The sequence below is a fragment of the Deltaproteobacteria bacterium genome (assembly GCA_009930495.1).
In the GTDB taxonomy this organism is placed as follows: domain Bacteria; phylum Desulfobacterota; class Desulfovibrionia; order Desulfovibrionales; family Desulfomicrobiaceae; genus Desulfomicrobium.
In genome coordinates, this window is record RZYB01000330.1 from 1 (window position 1) to 1876 (window position 1876).

General features: G+C 61.8%; 2 protein-coding genes and 1 pseudogene. 2 read left to right on the top strand and 1 reads right to left on the bottom strand.

Going from position 1 to position 1876, the window contains the following annotated elements; genetic code table 11:
* Window positions 1-101: pseudogene (locus EOL86_14375) on the bottom strand (hypothetical protein).
* 115 nt (window positions 102-216) lie between these two features.
* Between EOL86_14375 and EOL86_14380 the strand changes: the two are divergent.
* Window positions 217-1728, top strand: coding sequence for an IS21 family transposase (locus tag EOL86_14380; GenBank protein NCD26758.1), 1512 nt, complete (start codon window positions 217-219; stop codon window positions 1726-1728).
* Window positions 1715-1876 (top strand): ATPase (locus EOL86_14385; protein NCD26759.1); only part of this gene is annotated, 162 nt, incomplete at its 3' end. The genes EOL86_14380 and EOL86_14385, both read left to right, overlap by 14 nt.

Sequence of the window (1876 nt, forward strand, 5' to 3'; positions counted from 1 at the left end):
TTTCGGTATCCTCGGGCTCTGGCTCTCGCCGCCTGGAACAGGCCATTGTAGCCTTCGAGCCTCGCATTGGTGTGCAAGGAATGCCAACGATGAAGTATTTGTGAATCGGCATGCAATAATGACCCACCTCTCGCAGTAATCGGCATCGAAAATTGACCGTCTCCGGCAAGCCCTTCAAGGTCGTTCGACTGAACGCCATGGAGGGAAGACGAGGAGATGCTGACGGTGGAGACAATACGCAAGATCAAGCTGGCCCATGGCCGAGACGAGAAGTCGATTGGGCAGATCGCCAGGGACTTCAACCTGAGCCGGAACACGGTCCGCAAGGTCCTCCGGTCCGACGCGACCAAGTTTGAATATCATCGCACGGTGCAGCCCATGCCGAAGATGGAAGGGTTCACGGATTGGGTCGTTGAGCAGTTGGAGCACGACGCCAAACAGCCCAAGAAGTACCGACGCACGGCCAAGGTCCTGTTCGAGCAGCTTCAGGGACAGGGCTACGAGGGTGGCTACGACGCCGTGAGACGGTTCATACGGCGTTGGCGGGAGGAGGCGGGGCTCAAGGCGCCGGACGCCTACGTGCCTCTGGAATTTGCACCAGGCAAGGCCTATCAGTTCGACTGGAGCCATGAGCAACTGGAGATCGGCGGGCTGCCCATGGCCATCAAGGTGTCGCACATGCGCCTGTGCCATAGCCGCCTTCTCTTCTGCCAGGGTTTTCCCCGCGAGACCATGGAGATGGTCTTCGAGGCCCACAACCGCGCCTTCGATTTCATTGGCGGCGCATGCGGCCACGGCATCTACGATAACATGACCACCGCCGTGTCGAAAGTGCTGCGCGGCAAGCTCCGGGAACTCAACCCGCGCTTCGAAGAGTTGTGCGCCCATTACCTCGTCGAGCCGATCATGTGCACGCCTGCGGCCGGCTGGGAAAAGGGGCAGGTGGAGAACTCGGTCGGGCTCATGCGCAAACGCTTTCTGGCGGGTCGCACGAAATTCGCCAGCATCGAGGAGCTCAACGAATACCTGCTTGAGCGGGCCGTGGGCTGGGCCAAGAGTCAACAGCATCCGGAACTGCGCGACAAGACGGTCTGGGAAGTCTTTGAAGCAGAGCGTGAGATGTTGATCCGGGCACCCAAGGAGTTCGATGGCTACCGCCTGGAGCATTGCCGGGTGTCTTCGACCTGTCTGGTGCACTTCGACCGCAACCGCTACAGCGTGCCGTGCGAGGCGGCTGGCAAGGTCGTGCAGGTCAAGGCTTACGCGGGAAGGCTCAAGGTCGTGGAAGGCGGCAAGCTGATCGCTGAGCACAAACGGGAGTTCGGTCGCGACAAGACCATCTACGATCCCTGGCACTACGTCCCCCTGCTTGATCGCAAGCCAGGGGCGCTGCGTAACGGCGCCCCGTTTACGGCGTGGGCACTGCCTGAGGCCATCGAGCAGGTTCGCGAGGTCTTGCGACGTTACGACGACTGGGACCGCCAGTTCGCCGGGATTCTCACCGCCGTCCCCAGCCACGGCCTCGACGTGGTCGCTGAGGCCTGCCGGACGGCGCTAAACCAGCGCACCGTGAGCAAGGACGCGGTTTTGAGCATCCTCAACCGTCAGCAGGATGACGAGCCTGCACCGGTGGTCAGCATCCCCTCGCGCCTGGAGCTCGGATGCATGCCTGTTGCCGACTGCGGTCGCTACGATCGCCTCCTGCGGGGTGCACATGCTGCGCAATGACGTGCTGGGCATGCTCAAGGAACTGGGTCTGAACGGGGCTCACAGCGCCTATGACGAACTGCTTGAGCAAGGACGCAGAACCGGCTCGACGCCAGAGAAGATCCTGCTCGCGCTGCTCCGGGCGGAGAAGGCCGAGCGTCACATGCGC